Source organism: Rhodanobacter sp. UC4437_H4 (genome assembly GCF_052978425.1).
On the sequence record NZ_CM129673.1, the window covers coordinates 2,593,335 to 2,609,511 of the forward strand.

20 protein-coding genes and 1 tRNA gene are annotated in these 16,177 nt (G+C 67.2%); 10 read left to right on the plus strand and 11 right to left on the minus strand.

Annotated features, from left to right (window positions below; all coding sequences use genetic code 11):
- Positions 1 to 35 precede the first annotated feature (35 nt).
- The 11 genes from ACVCL3_RS11805 to ACVCL3_RS11855 all read right to left on the minus strand — a co-directional run bounded on the left by ACVCL3_RS11805 (position 36) and on the right by ACVCL3_RS11855 (position 9,235).
- Positions 36 to 677, minus strand: coding sequence for a hypothetical protein (locus ACVCL3_RS11805; protein ID WP_447097780.1), 642 nt, complete (start codon positions 675 to 677; stop codon positions 36 to 38).
- A gap of 72 nt (positions 678 to 749) precedes the next feature.
- Positions 750 to 1,724, minus strand: coding sequence for an NAD(+) diphosphatase (gene nudC / locus ACVCL3_RS11810; RefSeq protein ID WP_447097781.1), 975 nt, complete (start codon positions 1,722 to 1,724; stop codon positions 750 to 752).
- A 10-nt stretch (positions 1,725 to 1,734) separates the two neighbouring features.
- On the minus strand, positions 1,735 to 2,103 hold the full coding sequence (erpA, locus tag ACVCL3_RS11815; RefSeq protein ID WP_447097782.1) for an iron-sulfur cluster insertion protein ErpA: 369 nt from the start codon (positions 2,101 to 2,103) through the stop codon (positions 1,735 to 1,737).
- 46 nt (positions 2,104 to 2,149) lie between these two features.
- Positions 2,150 to 2,584, minus strand: a complete 435-nt coding sequence (locus ACVCL3_RS11820; protein ID WP_395120636.1) for a bactofilin family protein — start codon at positions 2,582 to 2,584, stop codon at positions 2,150 to 2,152.
- The gene (locus ACVCL3_RS11825) at positions 2,571 to 3,323 is read right to left on the minus strand and encodes a DUF6776 family protein (protein ID WP_395120635.1); all 753 of its coding nucleotides are present in this window, start codon (positions 3,321 to 3,323) and stop codon (positions 2,571 to 2,573) included. The genes ACVCL3_RS11820 and ACVCL3_RS11825 overlap by 14 nt, the downstream gene beginning before the upstream one ends.
- 114 nt (positions 3,324 to 3,437) lie before the next feature.
- Complete coding sequence (gene bfr / locus ACVCL3_RS11830; protein WP_447101386.1) at positions 3,438 to 3,908, minus strand: bacterioferritin; 471 nt, start codon at positions 3,906 to 3,908, stop codon at positions 3,438 to 3,440.
- Positions 3,909 to 4,017: 109 nt separating this feature from the next.
- A complete protein-coding gene (locus ACVCL3_RS11835) occupies positions 4,018 to 4,215 on the minus strand; it encodes a (2Fe-2S)-binding protein (RefSeq protein WP_395136000.1) in 198 nt (65 codons plus the stop codon).
- 102 nt (positions 4,216 to 4,317) lie between these two features.
- Positions 4,318 to 4,965, minus strand: a complete 648-nt coding sequence (locus tag ACVCL3_RS11840; RefSeq protein ID WP_447101387.1) for a hypothetical protein — start codon at positions 4,963 to 4,965, stop codon at positions 4,318 to 4,320.
- Between the two features lie 4 nt (positions 4,966 to 4,969).
- Positions 4,970 to 7,771: a kelch repeat-containing protein gene (locus ACVCL3_RS11845; RefSeq protein WP_447101388.1), complete on the minus strand. Its 2,802-nt coding sequence runs from the start codon at positions 7,769 to 7,771 to the stop codon at positions 4,970 to 4,972.
- Positions 7,772 to 7,791: 20 nt separating this feature from the next.
- Positions 7,792 to 8,574, minus strand: a complete 783-nt coding sequence (locus ACVCL3_RS11850; RefSeq protein ID WP_447101389.1) for a hypothetical protein — start codon at positions 8,572 to 8,574, stop codon at positions 7,792 to 7,794.
- A 100-nt stretch (positions 8,575 to 8,674) separates the two neighbouring features.
- Complete coding sequence (locus tag ACVCL3_RS11855) at positions 8,675 to 9,235, minus strand: RNA pyrophosphohydrolase (RefSeq protein WP_395120629.1); 561 nt, start codon at positions 9,233 to 9,235, stop codon at positions 8,675 to 8,677.
- A gap of 173 nt (positions 9,236 to 9,408) precedes the next feature.
- Between ACVCL3_RS11855 and ACVCL3_RS11860 the strand changes: the two genes are divergently transcribed.
- The 10 genes from ACVCL3_RS11860 to atpG all read left to right on the plus strand — a co-directional run bounded on the left by ACVCL3_RS11860 (position 9,409) and on the right by atpG (position 16,152).
- Positions 9,409 to 9,485: transfer RNA gene (locus ACVCL3_RS11860), tRNA-Met, on the plus strand.
- Positions 9,486 to 9,538: 53 nt separating this feature from the next.
- A complete protein-coding gene (gene queD, locus ACVCL3_RS11865) occupies positions 9,539 to 9,901 on the plus strand; it encodes a 6-carboxytetrahydropterin synthase QueD (RefSeq protein WP_324895270.1) in 363 nt (120 codons plus the stop codon).
- Positions 9,902 to 10,053: 152 nt separating this feature from the next.
- On the plus strand, positions 10,054 to 10,440 hold the full coding sequence (locus ACVCL3_RS11870) for a phasin family protein (RefSeq protein WP_324895272.1): 387 nt from the start codon (positions 10,054 to 10,056) through the stop codon (positions 10,438 to 10,440).
- Between the two features lie 258 nt (positions 10,441 to 10,698).
- Entirely contained in the window at positions 10,699 to 11,064 is a 366-nt protein-coding gene (locus tag ACVCL3_RS11875) for a hypothetical protein (RefSeq protein ID WP_324895274.1), read from the plus strand.
- A 3-nt stretch (positions 11,065 to 11,067) separates the two neighbouring features.
- A complete protein-coding gene (atpB, locus tag ACVCL3_RS11880; protein ID WP_447101390.1) occupies positions 11,068 to 11,883 on the plus strand; it encodes a F0F1 ATP synthase subunit A in 816 nt (271 codons plus the stop codon).
- A 69-nt stretch (positions 11,884 to 11,952) separates the two neighbouring features.
- The gene (gene atpE / locus ACVCL3_RS11885) at positions 11,953 to 12,246 is read left to right on the plus strand and encodes a F0F1 ATP synthase subunit C (RefSeq protein ID WP_447101391.1); all 294 of its coding nucleotides are present in this window, start codon (positions 11,953 to 11,955) and stop codon (positions 12,244 to 12,246) included.
- A 100-nt stretch (positions 12,247 to 12,346) separates the two neighbouring features.
- Complete coding sequence (locus tag ACVCL3_RS11890) at positions 12,347 to 12,817, plus strand: F0F1 ATP synthase subunit B (RefSeq protein WP_395120625.1); 471 nt, start codon at positions 12,347 to 12,349, stop codon at positions 12,815 to 12,817.
- A 3-nt stretch (positions 12,818 to 12,820) separates the two neighbouring features.
- Positions 12,821 to 13,354 (plus strand): F0F1 ATP synthase subunit delta, encoded by a 534-nt coding sequence (locus ACVCL3_RS11895; protein WP_395120624.1) that lies wholly within the window; start codon positions 12,821 to 12,823, stop codon positions 13,352 to 13,354.
- A 211-nt stretch (positions 13,355 to 13,565) separates the two neighbouring features.
- On the plus strand, positions 13,566 to 15,116 hold the full coding sequence (atpA, locus tag ACVCL3_RS11900; protein ID WP_447101392.1) for a F0F1 ATP synthase subunit alpha: 1,551 nt from the start codon (positions 13,566 to 13,568) through the stop codon (positions 15,114 to 15,116).
- Between the two features lie 118 nt (positions 15,117 to 15,234).
- Positions 15,235 to 16,152, plus strand: coding sequence for a F0F1 ATP synthase subunit gamma (atpG, locus tag ACVCL3_RS11905; protein ID WP_447101393.1), 918 nt, complete (start codon positions 15,235 to 15,237; stop codon positions 16,150 to 16,152).
- Positions 16,153 to 16,177: the final 25 nt, after the last annotated feature.

The following is a 16,177-nucleotide window of genomic DNA, read 5'->3' on the forward strand; positions in this document are numbered from 1 at the left end:
AACGAGCGCGTGTGCAGCCCGCTGGCGCTCGCCGCTCAGCCGGGCCCGCAGTGGTAGCGCTCGGCGGTGCGTTCGACGTCGGTGGAGCTGATGTGCCGGGCCAACTGCTCGGCCGGCGTCATGCCGCGCCAGACCTCCACGTCCATGCAGTGCGGGTCGACCACGCCGAACAGCGCCTGCACCATGCGCACGGCGCCGCCGACGCCCTGCATGCGCGGGTCGACCATGCGGAAACCCTCCACGATCGGCGTCGAGGAGCCGGGCAGGCGGACCGGGCGCGGCATGGACATCCCGCCGCGCAGAAGATTGCCGCCGGCGACGTAGCCGGGTACGTCGGCTTTGGTGGTGATCGCGCTGCGCTCGCGCGCCGGTGACGTCGCCGGCAGCGGTGTGGGCTTCGGTGACGTGACGATGCCTCGGGGCGGCGGAGGGTGCCGTACCGAAGGACGCTGCGATGGCCGCCTGGGCGGTGCGGCCGTGGCTACCACCGTCAGCAACCGGAGGGTGAGCGGCGTCGATGGCGGATGGCGCCAGAGTGCGGCGGGCCGCCAGACGCGCGGGCTGGCATGGAAACAGACCAGCCATGCCGCCAGATGCACGCCGATCACCGCCACGTGGATGGCGACGCGCCCGCTCGATGCGCGCATCGCTGCCGGAAAGCGGTGAGTCGGGTGCATGGGAGAGGTCCATCCGTGGCCGGGTACCCGGGCAACGACCCGCGCGCCGCGATGGAGTTCCGCCGGAAGGGATCAGGCGACGGGTGCGACGGCGGTCAACGCGTCCAGGTCCAGTCCGGCGCGCCCGTGCAGCCAGTGCGCCAGCAGCCGGTAGGACACCGACAAGCGTGTGGACGGCAGGAAGCTGCCGTCGGCGATGCCGTCGACGATCTGCTGTGGGGTGAACCAGCGCGCATCCTCCAGTTCGAGGTCGCGCATGCGGATCTCGCGCGATACCGCGGTGGCGATGAAGCCGACCATCAGTGACGCCGGCATCGGCCACGGCTGCGAGGAGTGGTAGCGCACCTCGTCCACGATCACGCCCGATTCCTCGGCCACCTCGCGGCGCACGGCATCTTCCAGCGCCTCGCCCGGCTCGACGAAGCCGGCCAGGGTGGAATAGCGGTGCGGCGGCCAGCCGGGCTGGCGGCCCAGCAGGCAGGCGCCGTCGTGCTCCACCAGCATGATTACCGCCGCATCGGTGCGCGGGAAATGCAGTCGCGCGCAATCGGGGTTGCGGCATTGCGCCCGATGCCCGGCGGCCACCAGTTGCAACGGCCCGCCGCAGTACGCGCAGAACTGCGTCTCGCGTTGCCAGTGCGACAGCCCCTTGGCATAGGCGAACAGGCCGGCCTCGTCCGCAGGCAGCAACAGGCCGGCGCTGCGCAGGCTCATGCGGCGTGCGTCCAGCGCGGTTTCCAGCGCGTCGCCCTGCTCGCGATCGCTCACTACGAGCAGGAAGTGCGGCCGCTCGTGCGCGATGCCGAGCAAGCTGGCGCGCGTGTCGGCCAGCCATTGCGTGCGTTCGGCGGCGGTGAGCCAGCGCAGCGCGTCGTCGTCGCGGCGGAGATAGGCCTCGCCGGTGGCATCCAGCAGCAGGTAGCGAGCCGTGTCGGCGCGTGCCTGCGCGGCCACCCACGTCGCCTCGTCGCGATGCTCGGCCATGCGGTCGAGCACCAGGCTCAGGCCGGCGAAGGTGTTGGGGCGCGGCAGCCTGGCCTGGTCCATGGCGAGGAGGTCAGGCGGTGAAGGAGGAGCCGCAGCCGCAGGTGGTCTTCGCGTTCGGATTGCTGATCACGAACTGCGCGCCGCTGAGGTTCTCGGCGTAGTCGATCTGCGCGCCGGTGAGGTACTGCAGCGACAGCGGATCGCACAGCAGCGTGACGCCCTCGCGCTCGACCGCCAGATCGTCCTCGGCCTGTGCCTCGTCGAAGGTGAAGCCGTACTGGAACCCCGAGCAGCCGCCACCGGAGATATACACGCGCAGCTTCAGCTGCGGATTGCCTTCCTCGGCAATCAGCTCATGCACCTTGTGCGCGGCGGCCGCGGTGAACTCCAGCGGAGTGCCGCCGCTGCGGTAATCGGGGATTGCGACGATGGTTTCCATGGTGATCTGAATGGGGATGAAGGCGGACAGATGCAAGCATAGCGCGTCAGGCCGGCAAGGCTTCCTCGTCGCTGCCGGTGGCGTCGGTCGCCGGCGCCGCCAGCGCGCGCTGCGCCGGCTCGGCCTGGCGCGCCATGTGCCCGTTGACCTGGGCGCCGGCAGCCATTTCCAGCGTGTGGTAGCGCAGGTCGCCGTCGATGCGCGCCAGCGGCGCCAGCTCCAGCCGCACGCTGATGTACACGTCGCCGGTGATGTGCCCGTTGATCACCGCCTGCGGCACGCGCACCTCGCCCTCCACCTCGCCATGCTCGCTCAGAGTGAACATGGCATCGTCGCCCTCGGCCAGCACGGTGCCTTCGATGCGTCCGTCCAGGTGCAAGGCGCCGCTGAAGCGCAAGTCGCCGCGGATCACCGTGCCGCGGGCGATCAGGCTGGTTTCGGAACTGCCGCGGTTGCGGTCGCTGCGTCTACGGTTGAGCATCTCGGTCTCCCTCGGCGGTGGTGATGTTGCCGGACAAGGCGGCGCTCCACGCCACGGTGCGGCTGAAGGTCTCGCCGCTGGCCGGATCGACGCGGATGCGCAGCCGTGTCGGCCGGAAATCCGCGGGCAGCACGATCGTGCCCTGCAACTGCTGGAAATAGGTGAAGCGGAACGGCAGGCCGTCCTTCTGCGCGCCGTCGCCCAGCGCCGGCCAGTCCAGCGTCACGACCTTGTCCTTGCGCATGCCCTCCACGCTGACCGTGGCATGGCCGTTGACCTCGGCGCCGCGCTTGGCGTTCTGGGTCAGGCTGAGGATCAGCGTCCAGCCGCGCGAACCGGCGATCGGCTGCAGCTTCACCTCCTGCAGCTTGAGGCCCTGGCGCTGATCGTTGCCGGCGACCAGGCGCGAATAGAACCCGAGGTCCGAACGCAGCGCACTCAACTCCTTCTCGCGCTGCGCGAGAGTGCCGCGCAAGGCGCTGGTGGCCACCTCGTTGACCTGGCCAGCGCGCTGCAGGTTCGCCACCTGCTGCTTGAGATCGTCGACCTCGGCCAGCAGCGCACGCTGCTGCTTGTGGTCGACTACTGCCGGCGTGCCGCGCACGCCCAGCACATGCACCGCCGCGCCCACCGCCAGCAGGCTGGCCAACCACGCCAAACCCCACCCCAGGCGGCGCCAGCGATGGCCGACGTCGTCGTGCCTGCGCACCACGAGACGCGGAGGTGGTCGTGAACCCATGGGAGGACGTTCCCGGAAAACCCGAGGTATAGCCCGGGCGTGACGAAAGCGTCAAGGAACGGGCGCACGCCCGCGCGGATGCGCCGTGGCGGCGTGCGCGCTGCGCGACCGGCGTCAGCTCTGCATCTTGCTCTGCAGATAGCGTTCCGCGCCGATGTCCTTGATCAGGTTGAACTGGGTTTCCAGCCAGTCGATGTGTTCTTCCTCGTCATGCAGGATGTGCTTGAACAGATCGCGGCTGATGTAGTCGGCGATGCCTTCGCTGTGGGCGATCGCTTCGCGCAGGTCGACGGTGGCGGCCAGCTCCAGGTCCAGGTCGCCCTGCAGAGCTTCCACCGGATGCTCGCCGATGCGCAGCTTGCCCAGCCGCTGCAGATTGGGCAGCCCGTCGAGGAACAGGATGCGCTCGATCAGCCGATCGGCGTGTTTCATCTCGTCGATCGACTCCTTGTATTCGTGCTCGGCCAGCTCGGTGTAGCCCCAGTTCTTGTACATCCGGGCATGCAGAAAATACTGGTTGATCGCGGTCAGCTCGTTGTAGAGCACCTTGTTGAGAAACTCGATGACCTTGGCATCACCCTTCATGGCCTTTCCTCCATCGCGACGGACCCACGGACTATACAAACTCCGCGACAGTCAGGACGGAAATGAGAATGCCAATGGTTTGCCGCCGGGCGCGAAGCCCGAGGTCGGCTCAGGCGGCGACGAGCGGAAGCTGGCAGAGCACCTGCCGGCGAGCCTGCTCGAAGGTGGCGCGGGCTTCGTCGCCGCAGCAGCCGCAACAGTCCGAACAGCCGGTGCGCGCCTGCAATTCGGCAAACGTCTGCACGCCATCGGCCGCTTCGCGGCGGATGTCGTGGTCGGTGACGGCATTGCACATGCAGACGTACATGACGCATATGAGAACGCGAATGCGAACGATTGTCAACAATCGACTGGGCGGGGCGGTCGTCCGTTCAGCGCGTCGGTCTTGCCCGCCGCGTGGGCCCTCCGCTCACGGCTTGATCGCGGTCACCACGCCGCCGATGGAATACACGCGGACCCCGGCCGTGGGGAATACGTACAGCCGCAACGCCACGCCGTCGGCCTGACTCACCACGATCTGGTCCACCTCGCCAAAGCGGGCCAGCATGGTGCACTGGCGGAAGGCCTCATCGCTCATGCCCACCGTGGGCAGCTTCGCCAGTTCGCCGCCGCAGTACTGCTCCTGTTGTTCGATCGCCTGGCCAAGCTTTGCGGCCGATACCGCATTGCCGTGCTCGGCCTGTGCCTGCATGCGCGCGGTGATCGCCCGGTCGCGCAACTCGCGCGCCATGCGGGACAGGCGCGGTTCCGGCTTGAACAAGCCGTGCATCTTCGACACCGGCGCCACCCGCGGCGGCTGCGTCTCGGGCAGGGTTCGCTGGATCATGCCCACGCCCAGCGCCTGCAACCGGTCGAGTTCGCGCTCCAGTGCCCGCTCGTCGTAAGCAGGCGGGGGCGGCACGGTCGATGATGCAGGCGCAGCCGGGACCGCGCCGTCGCAGGGATGGTCCTGGAACACGTCGCCCCGGCACTTGTAGACCGCGTCGTCCGCGCGGGCGGAAAACACGCCTGTCGCCGCCAGCAGCAGCGTGATCGTCCATCGAACCGTGGGCGTCATCCGATCACTCCCGTGCCTGGCTTGCGGGTTTGTCGCACTGCGTCGATGGCTTCGCCTGGATGCGCTCGAAACGGGTCGGTGCGCCATCGGTTTCGATCACCTGGAAGCGGCCGTCGCTTGCCTCCAGCATTGCGTTGACGTCGATCACGCCACTCCCGTCGGGCTGCCACACGATCTTGTCAGCCTGCACTTTCCAGCGGCCGGTAAAGCCGGCGGTCGAGCGCCGGTCGAACGCGCTGGGGGTCATCACGTAGCGACCGTCGTCGCGCAATTCGATGCGCCGCATGATGCTTTTGTGCGTGGACGACCACAGGCCGATGAGCCCGCATGGCCGTTGGCTCGGCGTCATCATCACCTTGGCGGTCTCGCGTGCGGCCACGCCCATGCGTTCCCAGTCGGCCTTGGGCACACGGTGCACGCAGGTCGACAGCGACAGCACCCACGGCATCAGCACGATGGCCAGCCCGCCATACACCAGCAACCGGGCGGCCAGCGAATAGCCGCCGCGCAAGCGCGGCCAGGCGACGCGGCGCAACAGTCGATAGGCCAGCCACGAACCCAGGCAGGCGAGGATGACCCACTTGACGTTGCCGATGCCGTCCCAGCTGAAGTGCTGCTGTCCACGCGGCGCCGCCGCCTTCGCCACGGGCGCAGCAGCCGTGGGTGGCGGCGCGATCGGCTTCATCGCGACGGTGGGCGAGATGTAGCGATCGCCCGGCGGTGGCGGGGCAAAGCCGCGGCAGCTTGCCTGGCGATGGAAAAAGCCGGCGCCCGCTGCCAGCGTGTCGCGGCCCGGCCCCGCCACCACCACGGTGCCGTCATCGAGGACCGCCATAACGTGGCTGGTGCTGCCGAAGCCAGGGTCGGACAGCGCGAACACCCGCGCATCCGCCGGCCGATACAGCGCCACCGGATACGTCGAGATGGCGCAGCCATCAGGCAGGCGCTGCGCGTCGGCGCCCATCTGGCGCCCCATCAACACGTAATCCCACCAGCCGGTGCCGGCGTTCCACAGCATTGCGGTGGCCCGCCAACCATCGGCGTGCACGAAGCGGGCGCCAGCGTCGTTGATCTCGAAGCTTTCGCGTCCTGTCGGGTCGGTGATGGTGGCTAGCGGCTGCTGGCCGTGCACCGGCGCGCCGTAGGTGATCCCCTTGTCGTGCCAGTCGACGCGCCAGATCGTCCAGCGCGCCGTGCGCTCGTTCAGCACCGCGGCCTCGTGCATGTTGACCAGGGCAAACGCGCGCCCGTCCGGCAACAGGCCGAGTTGCGGCCGTGAATCGGCCAGGTATTGCAAGGTCGCGCCGCCGCAGCCGGACCAGCGGTTGATGGGAGTCGACCAGCGGTGACACTGCAACTCGTGCCCCGATTTCATCGTTACGTACAGGACATCCCCCGACCGCAGCGCCAAGGCCGCGGGGTGTCCCGCCGAGTCCGCCTCCAGCGGGCCGGTGCTGCTCCAGCGATCGGTGCGCGCGTTCCAGATGCGCGCCACCGGCAGCCCGCGAAAATCGTCGGCGAGGTAGCCCACCAGAATCACGCGATGCCCGGGCAGTGCGGCGATCGCGGGCGTCGATCGCCAAGCGGGCACGTCAGCAGCCGGTGTCTCGGGTGACCAGCGCAACACCCCGTTGGCGGTGAAGATCAACGCACTGCCATCGGATCGCGCCACCATGCCGAGCGGCTGCGGCGCGTCGTTGCCCACGCTGGGAGAAGTGGTTCCGGCAAGTTGCCAACCTTGCGAATGCGGATCCCACAACCACGCCCACGGCGAGGATTGTCCCTGGACCGGCTGCAGCCAGGTGCCGCCGGCGACCAGTACGGCACCGGAGGCCAGCCGGACCGCAGCGTGGCCGTACAGCCCCACCGGGAGCTCCGCGCCCTCGATCCATGCGCCGCTGCGCGGGTCCCATAGCTCCACCGAGCGCAGCGGCCGGCCATCCTCGCCCATGCCGCCGGCCACCAGTACGCGGCCATCGGCGAGCAGGGTGGCGGTGTGCGAGTAGCGTGCCACGTGCATCGGTGGCAGCGTTCGCCAGGCCTGTCCGCGGGCGTCGAGCAGTTCGGCCGAAGCCAGCGGATGATTGGTGTCATCAAGGCCACCGAGCACCAGCACGCTGCCGTCGGACAGCGCCGTCGCGCTGTGCTTGGCCCGCGCGGCGGCCATCCTCGGTGCGGCAACCAGCTTGCCGCCTGCATAGCGCACCACGCTGGCAAGCACGCCGCTGCCATCGTGCGGCAACTGCGGATCGCTTTCGCCGCCGATCAGCAGCACGCTGCCATCGGGCATCCGCGTGGCGGTATGGAAGATGCGCGTCTGCGCCAACGCGGGCGCCGATTGCCACTGTCGTTTGAGCGGATCCCAGATCGACATGCCTGCATACGGCGGATACGGCGCCGAATCGTTCAAGGCCTGCGCCACGTCGCACAGGCCGCCGGCGATCAGCAGCCGGCCGTCGGCCAGCACGGTGCTGGTGTGCAGGTAGACATGGCCGTCCGGACACTGCGGCGCGCGCGGTACGCGCACCCAGCCCCCGGCGGCGGGATCGTAGAGCTTGGGCGAAGGGTCCGGCCCGCTTTCCATGCCGTGACGCAGGCGCAAGGCGTCGTTCTGGTCCTGTTCGGCGCGCCACTCGTTGGCGGACATGCCGTAGCCGTAGGCAAGGACGCTGCCGTCAGACAGCACGTCCACCGTGCCTCCGCGCAGCGGTGTCAGGTAACCGCCAAACGGTTGCAGGTGGCCCGCCGTGGGATGCCATTGCGCGGACACTGGGCCTGCGCTGAGCACGCCGGCGAGGAGCAGCATCAGAAAGGCGAAGCGGCCCATCACGGAGGGCAGCCCTGCAGGCGGGCGCGATCGCCGTACCAGCGCAGATCCGAGAGAGACTTGCGGCGCCGCGCTTCGTTGGCGCGCCAGCCGTCGCCGGCATCATCCGCGCTTGCCACCAGCGCGGCGGCGGCCGCGTCGTAGGCGCGCTTGCTGTCCGCCAGATGTTCGCGCAAACCGTGGCAGGTTTCCGCGAGCGCGGCGTGCGGGGTCGACCCATGGGACGCACAGGGTTGATCGCTGAAGAGCGGATGGTCAGGCGTGCCGCAGCGATGGATCGCCTTGGGCGAGTCGCCCGTGGGGGCCATGGCGGCGCGGGTCGTCGCCAACGACAGGTAGCGCTGGTAATCGGCATACTGCAGGAGGTATTCGTGGCGATAGGGCTGTGGCGACATCTCCTCGATGCCGGCGCGATCGGTTGCCAGTTGTTCGATCGTGACCGCCGTGAGCGCGTGGCCCGTGCGCAAGGTGTCGATCGCCAACGACAATCGCTGCAGCGCGGCTGCGATCTGCTCGCCCTGCAGGCTATTCTCGAACCCTTTGCAATCGAGCAACATGGGGCCGCGGCCTTCGTCTTCGGTCACCGCGATGCCCCTGTAGTTTCCGTACGCCAGCATCTCCGCCTCGACTGCGTCGAAGTGAGCGTTGACCTGGGCGCGGCACTCCTCGCCGTTGCGCGCGTCGCGCGGGCCGATGGCGCGGGCGCCGCCGACACTGGCGATCAGCAGTACGCCCGCCGCCATCCACCGATGGGCGACGCGAAGCCTGGCTTGGGTACCCATCCCCTTTTTCCTTCCCCTGGAATCGCCGCACTATACGACAGCGCGTGCGGCGGCGAACGCGGGATGGGCGTTGCGCAGCGCGACGGGAAGGAGGCCGGGATCAGGCCGCCGCGCGTCCGGTGCGCGGGCCCCCGACGGGTGTGTCGGCGTCTTCGCGTGGCGGCGTGGTGCCGATCTCCATGCCGAACAAATCCTCCACCAGCGGCGCGAAGTGGCGCAGTGCCCGCGCGTACACGTCGCGCTTGAAATTCACCACGTGCGCGGCCGGGTACCAGAAGTCGACCCAGCGCCAGATGTCGAACTCCGGCTTCTCGTTGGCATCGAGCTTCAGCGCCTCCTCGCCGCCGACCAGCTTCAGCAGGAACCACACCTGCTTCTGGCCGATGCAGGTCGGGCGCTGGTGCCGGCGCACGTAGCGCTCGGGCAGGCGATAACGCAGCCAGCCGTGGGTGGCGCTGATCACTTCCACGTGGTGTGCCGCCAGGCCGGTTTCCTCCTCCAGCTCGCGGTACATCGCCTCCAGCGGGGTTTCGTCGGTGCGCATGCCGCCCTGCGGGAACTGCCAGCCGTCACGATTGACCCGGCGCGCCCAGAACAGCTGGCCGTCTGCATTGAGCAGCACGATCCCCACGTTCGGACGGTAGCCATCTACATCAATCATGCGTCGCCTCCCGGGGCTTGGCCCCGCGAACCGGCGGCAAAAGGGCCGCGCGATCCTGCCCCGATTCAACCACAGCCCGCAAAGCAGCGGCAAGCTCGCCGACTTGAACGAACGCGCCACGCCCACTACACTTCCGCGCCCCGCCGGCGATCGCCCCGCGGCGGCTTCCCAATGGCTATGTAGCTCAGCTGGTTAGAGCACAGCACTCATAATGCTGGGGTCGGTGGTTCGAGTCCACCCATAGCCACCAAACGTGTCGCGCGTGTCTGTCCCGCCGACGTGTCCATCCGCGCGGACGTCGCCATGCACATCTTCAAGGTGTTTCAGCTCGAAGCAGCCCACCGCCTGCCGCACGTGCCGGAAGGCCACAAATGCGCGCGGCTGCACGGGCATTCGTTCCGCGTCGAGATTCATGTTTCCGGCGAGCCGGACCCGCGGCTCGGCTGGGTGATGGACTTTGCCGAGCTGAAGACGGCCTTCCAGCCGCTGTATGACCAGCTCGACCACCACTATCTCAACGACATCGAGGGGCTGGAGAACCCGACCAGCGAGATGCTGGCGCGCTGGATCTGGCAGCGGCTGGAGCCGCGGCTGGCGGGGCTGGACAAGGTGGTGGTGCACGAGACCTGCACCTCGGGGGCCAGCTGCAGCCGGGCCGATTTCTGACGCGTTGCGTTATGCGGGTGATTTCCGCAAGTTGGCGTACAGGATGAACATTTGCCGACTGGTCTGGCGATTCCGGGAAATTCATGTTGCATTGCAACAGAAGTCTTGCTAGAGTGGCTGCCACTACCCCACCTCCACCCGAGGAACAAGCCATGACCCAGCAATTCAACAACCAGCTTTTTGCGTTCACCAAGCAGTTCACCGACAGCGCGTTCAAGGCGCATTCGCTGGCCCTGAAGGGGCTGGAGAAGGTTGCCGAGCTGCAGCTCAAGGCGCTCGAGGAGCAGACCAAGGTCTCCGCCGAGTTCGTCACCGACGTGATGGAAACCCGCGACGTCGACGGCCTGCGCGGCCTGTGGGAGAAGGGCAGCAGCCTGAGCCGCGAGAATGCCGAGCGCGCCGTGGCGGTGTCGCAGGAAGTGCTGTCGATCACCCAGAAGACCGCCGAGTCGCTGACCGCGCTGGTGCAGGAGCAGCGCCAGGCGGCCAATGACGCCGTGACCGCGCCGGTCGCCGGCAAGAAGGCCGCCGCCAAGTAATTCGCGGCTGCCGTGCAGCGGTACAAAGCTTCGAGAAGGCCGGACAGGGATGTCCGGCCTTCTTTTGTGCGCAAGATCGTGCGATCGCGGCAGATCGTCGCAGGCCTCGCGCCAGGCTGTGCGCTGGCGGGCGCGGCGGGGATTGGCAGGCTTCGCGGCTTGTCCGGGCAATCGGCGCACTGATATACTTTTACGGATTCGGATCGTGGCGGGTGACTGGATCGGTGCCGCCTGACAAGGGTCGCGCGGAGACGTCACTTGCTCAACAACCTGGCCTCGGGTCGGCGCCTCGCCTCGCGCATCGTGCTGCTGCAGTTCGCGGTGGCTCTGCTGGTGGGCTGCGTCTTCCTAGCACTGGGGCGTCGTGAAGCGGCATCGGCCGCGGCAGGCGCGGTGGTGGTGGCGCTGGGTACCGCAGCGATGTCGGCGCGGATGTTCAGCGGCATCAGCGGCGCGGGTCTGGCGCTGGGTCGGCTGCTGACGGGCATGTTCCTGAAATGGATCGTGATCGTCGGAGGGCTGGTCGTGATCCTGTTCCAATTCAAGTTGCCGCCACTGGCCGCCATCACGGGGTTGGTGGCTGCCTACGCGGTCCATCTGGTGGCGTTCAGATTCAAGGGTTGAAGCATGGCAAGCGAGTCGGGCGGGCTTACCGAATACATCCAGCACCACCTGCAGCATCTTGTTCCGCATGCGAGCAAGGAAGGCTTCTGGGCGGTGCACCTCGACTCGGTCAGCGTGTCGCTGGTGCTCGGGGTGCTGTTCTGCCTGTGGTTCTGGCTCAAGGCGCGCAAGGCGACTGCCGGCGTGCCGGGCAAGGGCCAAGCCTTTGTCGAGATCATCCTCGAGTTCGTCGACGGTCAGGTCAAGGACGTGTTCCACGGCGACCGCCGCGTGCTGGGTCCGCTGGCGCTGACCGTGTTCGTCTGGGTGTTCCTGATGAACGCCATGGATCTGCTGCCGGTCGACCTGTTGCCGTGGATCACGGAGAAGTTCGGCATCGGCCATTTCCGCGCCGTGCCTACCGCCGACATCAACATGACCTTCGCGATGTCGCTGACGGTATTCGCGCTGATCATCTTCTACAGCTTCAAGGCCAAGGGTGCCGGCGGCTACATGCGCGAGCTGTTCACCGCGCCGTTCGGCAGCCACCCCGCGCTGTGGCTGTTCAACTTCCTGCTCAACGTCGTCGAGCTGGCGTCCAAGCCGGTGAGCTTGGCGATGCGACTGTTCGGCAACATGTACGCCGGCGAGCTGGTGTTCATGCTCATCGCCGGCCTGTTCAGTGCGGGTGCCGGGCTGGCCGGCTGGGCGCTGTACGGCGCCGGCATCATCGGTTACACGGTGTGGGGCATCTTCCACATCCTGATCATCTCGATCCAGGCCTTCATCTTCATGGTGCTGACGATCGTGTATATCTCGATGGCGCACGATCACCACTGATTCGCGTTTTTCGAACCCTTTGCTGCATCCGTTTTGTCTAGTCCAGTTTGAATTTCTCAGGAGACCACCGTGGAACATCTCGTCCAGTTTGCACAAATCCAGGGCTTCACCGCCATCGCGCTTGGCCTGATCATCGGTTTCGGTGCACTCGGCGCCTGTATCGGTATCGGCATCATGGGTTCGAAGTTCCTCGAAGCCGCTGCCCGTCAGCCTGAACTGGTGCCGCTGCTGCAGGGCCGCATGTTCCTGCTGGCAGGTCTGATCGACGCGGCGTTCCTGATCGGCGTGGCGCTGGCCATGTACTTCGCCGTGGCGAACCCGCTGCTGGGCAAGATTCTGGCGGCGGCAGGCGCCGGTCAGTAATTCTCCCAGCGGCGCGCCGCCGTGGTGGCGTCGCCGTGTATCCGGCACGGGTATCTGATACCCGTGTCCGTTTCATCCCGTATTTGCAGGTAACGCAGCGATGGATTTCAACGCGACCTTGATTGGCGAAATGATTTCGTTCGCCATCCTGATCTGGTTCTGTGTGCACTTCATCTGGCCGTATCTCAACAAGGCCATCGAAGAGCGCCAGCTCAAGATCGCCGAAGGCCTGAATGCGGCCGAGCGCGCGCACGCCGACCTGAAGGCTGCCGACTCCAAGGTGCAGGCCGAGATCAAGCAGGCCCGCCTGCAAGCCTCGGAGATCATCGACAAGGCCCAGCAGCAGGCCAACCAGATCATCGAAAAGGCCCGTGGCGAGGCCGTCAGCGAAATCAACCGCCTGAAGGCTTCGGCGCAGGACGACATCGCCTCGATGGCCCAGCGCGCGCGCGACGAGCTGCGCGAGCAGGTCGGTGCGCTGGCCGTGGCCGGCGCCAGCAGGATCGTGCAGCGCGAGGTCGATGCGTCGACGCACAAGGCCTTGCTCGACCAGCTCGCGGCCGAGATCTGATCGATGGCCCAGGCAATCACCCTCGCCCGTCCCTACGCCCGCGCCGCGTTCGAAGTGGCGCATGCCGCCGGCACGCTGGACGCGTGGTCGCAGGCGCTGGCGTTCGCCGCCGCGGTCGCGGCCGATCCGCGCGTGGCCGGTCTCGGCAACGATCCGCGGGTGGTGCCCGCGCAGCTCGTCGCGCTGCATCTGCCGGCCGGCATCGCCGCCGATGCGCCATTCGGCCAGTTCCTCGCCGAAATGGCCGAGCAGCGACGCCTTGCGTTGCTGCCGGAGGTGGCCGAGCTGTACGAGACGTTCAAGCGCGAATCCGAGTCGCAGCTGCTGGTCAAGGTGACCAGCGCGATGGCGCTGGACGCAGCGCAGACCGAGCAGCTCAAGGCTTCGTTGAAGCGCCGCTTCAAGCGCGAGATCGAACTGGATACCCAGGTCGATGCCTCGCTGCTGGCCGGTGCGGTGATCGACACCGGCAGCGAAGTGATCGACGGCTCCGCGCGCGGCAGGCTGGCCAAGCTGGCTGGCGCATTGAGCCAGTAGTTTCACGCGAAGCCAGCTTCGCGAAAGGCAATACCGGCAGTTCGGGCCGGACAGTTTGGTTTCACGCGAAGTCCATTTTCGCGACGAGCAAAACCCGACCCTCCATGGTCGGACAGATTGGTTTCACGCGAGATCCATCTCGCGAAGAGCAAGGCCGGCCATCCGGGCCGGACTGTTCAACAAGAGCTTTTCATTTCCGGGATAGATGACCATGTCCAGCACCACACTGAATCCGTCCGAGATCAGCGAACTGATCAAGAGCCGCATCGAGCAGTTCAAGCTCGGCGCCGAGGCACGCAACGAGGGCACGATCATCAGCGTGTCCGACGGCATCGTGCGCATCCACGGCCTGGCCGACGCGATGCAGGGCGAAATGATCGAGCTGCCGGGCAATGCGTTTGCGCTGGCGCTGAACCTCGAGCGCGACTCCGTCGGCGCGGTGGTGCTGGGCGACTACCAGCACCTGCGCGAGGGCGACACCGCCAAGACCACCGGCCGCATCCTCGAAGTGCCGATCGGCCCGGAGCTGCTCGGCCGCGTGGTCGATGCGCTGGGCAATCCGATCGACGGCAAGGGCCCGCTGAACGCCAAGCTCACCGCGCCGGTCGAGAAGGTCGCGCCGGGCGTGATCTGGCGCAAGTCGGTCGACCAGCCGCTGCAGACCGGCTACAAGTCGGTCGACGCGATGATCCCGGTCGGTCGCGGCCAGCGCGAGCTGATCATCGGCGACCGCCAGACCGGCAAGACCGCGCTGGCGATCGACGCGATCATCGCCCAGCGCGATTCGGGCATCAAATGCATCTACGTGGCGATCGGCCAGAAGCGTTCGTCGATCGCCAACGTGGTGCGCAAGCTGGAAGAGAACGGCGCCCTGGCCAATACCATCGTGGTGGTCGCCTCGGCCTCCGAGTCGGCCGCGCTGCAGTACGTGGCGCCGTATTCCGGTTGCGCGATGGGCGAGTACTTCCGCGATCGCGGCCAGGATGCCCTGATCGTCTACGACGATCTGTCCAAGCAGGCCGTGGCCTATCGCCAGATCTCGCTGCTGCTGAAGCGCCCGCCGGGCCGCGAGGCGTATCCGGGCGACGTGTTCTATCTCCACTCGCGTCTGCTCGAGCGCGCCTCGCGCGTGTCCGAGGCCTATGTCGAGAAGTTCACCAACGGCGAGGTCAAGGGCGAGACCGGCTCGCTGACTGCGCTGCCGATCATCGAGACCCAGGGCGGCGACGTCTCCGCATTCGTGCCGACCAACGTGATCTCGATCACCGACGGCCAGATCTTCCTGGAAACCGACCTGTTCAACGCCGGCATCCGCCCGGCCGTCAACGCCGGCATCTCGGTGTCGCGCGTGGGCGGTTCGGCGCAGACCAAGATCGTCAAGAAGCTCTCCGGTGGCGTCAAGCTGGCGCTGGCGCAGTTCCGCGAGCTGGCCGCGTTCGCGCAGTTTGCCTCGGACCTGGACCCGGCCACCCGCGCCCAGCTTGATCGCGGCCAGCGCGTCACCGAGCTGATGAAGCAGAAGCAGTATTCGCCGCTGTCGATCGCCGAGCTGGCGCTGTCGGTCTACGCCGCCGAGAAGGGCTACCTCGACGACCTGCCGGTGAACAAGGTGCTGCCGTTCGAGAAGGGCCTGCACGCCTTCATGCATCAGACCCACGAGGAACTGATGAAGAAGATCGTCGCCACCGGCGCCTGGGACAACGACATCGAAGCCACCTTCAAGGCCTCGCTGGACGAGTACAAGAAGACCGGCAGCTGGTAAGAGAGCCGGGAATCGGGAGTAGGGAATAGGGAATCGGAAAAGCAACGGGCCTCGCCGCTACTGGCGATTCCCCATTCCCGATTCTCGATTCCCCGAGCAAGCATAGCGAGCGAGACAAATGGCCAGCGGACGCGAAATCAAAACCAAGATCAAGAGCACGCAGAACATGCGCAAGGTGACGCGCGCGCTCGAGATGGTCTCGGCGGCCAAGATCCGTCGCGCACAGGACCTGATGCGCGCCTCGCGCCCGTATGCGCGGCTGATGCGCAAGGTGATCGCGCACGTGGCGCAGGCCAGCACGGATTTCAGCCATCCGTTTTTGGTCGAGCGCGACAACGTGGCGCGGGTCGGCTACATCGTGGTGTCGACCGACCGCGGCCTGTGCGGCGGCCTCAACTCCAACCTGTTCCGCCGCCTGCTGCCGGCGATCGCCGAGTGGCAGAAGCAGGGCGTGCAGGTCGACGTGGTGGCGATCGGCCAGAAGGCGATCTCGTTCTTCCGCCGCATCAAGGGCGTCAACCTGGTCGGCACGGTCAGCCACCTGGGCGAGAAACCGCGGCTGGAGCAGCTGGTCGGCGTGATCAAGGTGATGATGGACGCCTACGCGGCCAACGGCCTGGATCGCGTGTTCCTCGCCTACAGCGACTTCGTCAACACCATGACGCAGAAGCCGACCGTCGACGCGCTGCTGCCGCTGCCGCTGGTGGCGGCCGAGCTGGAAGCGCATGAGGATGCCGGCGAGTCGGCCTATGCGGGCGTGAAGCTGGAAGCCGGGCACGACTGGGACTACCTCTACGAGCCCGACGCGCAGACCGTGCTGGAGCACGTGCTGGGCCGCTACATCGAGTCGGTGGTGTACCAGGCCACACTGGAGAATCTGGCCAGCGAGCACGCCGCCCGCATGGTCGCGATGAAGGCCGCGTCGGACAACGCAAACAAGGTGATCGACACGCTGACGCTGACCTACAACAAGGCACGCCAGGCGGCGATCACGCAGGAAATTTCCGAGATCGTGGGTGGCGCGGCGGCGGTATGAGTGCGATCGGTCGGGCTGGTTCGAT